Annotated in this window: 1 protein-coding gene; it reads right to left on the bottom strand. The window is 69.9% G+C overall.

The window, feature by feature from the left end; all coding sequences use genetic code 11:
* Window positions 1-1,156, bottom strand: a 1,156-nt coding sequence (locus tag ACH4F2_RS36210; RefSeq protein ID WP_398136828.1) for an IS1380 family transposase, incomplete at its 3' end; no start/stop codon positions are given.
* Window positions 1,157-1,278 lie beyond the last annotated feature (122 nt).

Genomic DNA, 1,278 nt, shown 5'->3' with positions numbered 1-1,278 from the left:
GGACGATCTCGAGCCAGACCTTGTTCTGGGCTGTGGTGTGGAGGGGCAGGTTGCGCAGGCCGGTGGCCCGGGCGGCCCGGATCCGGTCCTCCGCCCGGGCCCGCAGCCGGTGACGGAGCTCGAGCTCGGCGATCGGCCGGCCGGCGGTGTTGGTCGCGAAGCACGTGATCCGCATGCCGTCCGCGTCCGTGATCCTCAACTGGGCGCCGGGGTGGGGCCGTTCCTTTCGGACGATCAGTCGCATGCCCTTGGGCCAGCCGTCCAGCAGCTTGCCGGTGAGCTCGGCGACCCAGGCCCCGTCACGGACCTCACCATTGGTATCGATGGCCGCCGTCCAGGCCGGGGCGGGGATCTTCAGCACGTGTTCGTGGACCTGCTCGGTGACCGTCATACCGACCGAGTAGGACAGCCATCGTCCTCGCCTGGCGAGCCAGGACACGAAGTCGTGGGTGCCGCCGGCGGAGTCCGTGCGGATCAGCGTCTGCCGCCCTCGCCGGTAGCGCTTGGGCAGCTGGGCCAGGGCGAGCTGGGCGGTGGTGATGTGATCGGCTGCTGTGTTCGAGCCCGCGTTCCCGGGCCTGAGGAGGGCGGCGACGGGCTCGCCGGTTCCGCCCGGGCCATGGTCGACGAAGGCCGTCAGCGGATGGTGGCCGTAGGTCTTCTTCCAGGTCGCGGCCGCGTCCTCCTTGTCGGAGTGCGCGATCACGAGGACGCCGTCAATATCGACCACGACCTGCCCGCCGGTGTCCGGGGCATTCTCCCCGGCCAACGACCAGACCCGCTGCCGGACTTCGGAGCGTGCGGACCGGATGGCCTGCAAAGCTTTCTCGCCGGAGGCGGCGAGGGTGTCGATCAGGCGGGAGACGGTCGGGTCGGAGGCGACCGGACCGAAGACGGCCGGCTCGGCCCGCAGCATGGCGACGTCCGCGAGGCAGTCCCCGCCCAGTGCGACCGCCAGGGCGACGTCCAGGAGGATCTTGCCCGGGTCGTGGACGGCCCGCGGTTTGCGCCACGGCGCCAGAGCCTGGGATATGGCCTGGTCAAGACCGGTCTTGCGGGCCGTTTCGACGAGCAGGACCGTCCCGGCCTGGGAGACGACCTGGCGGCCGTCGTCCTGGACGCGGACACGGGGATAGGACCCGATAGAGTGCTTCACCTGGGAAGTGCCTCCGGCGGTGGCAGGAACAAGGACCTCGACAATCCTCATTCTTGCTGGTCAGAGGCACTTTCTGCTTTCCTGACCGCCTGCCGGACAGCCCGCTTCATGAAAGCGCGAGG

It is taken from the genome of Streptomyces sp. NPDC017890 (genome assembly GCF_044328675.1).
In the GTDB taxonomy this organism is placed as follows: Bacteria; Actinomycetota; Actinomycetes; order Streptomycetales; family Streptomycetaceae; genus Streptomyces.
Note: the sequence above shows the minus strand (reverse complement) of the source record. Positions and strands in the feature narration are given on the sequence as shown.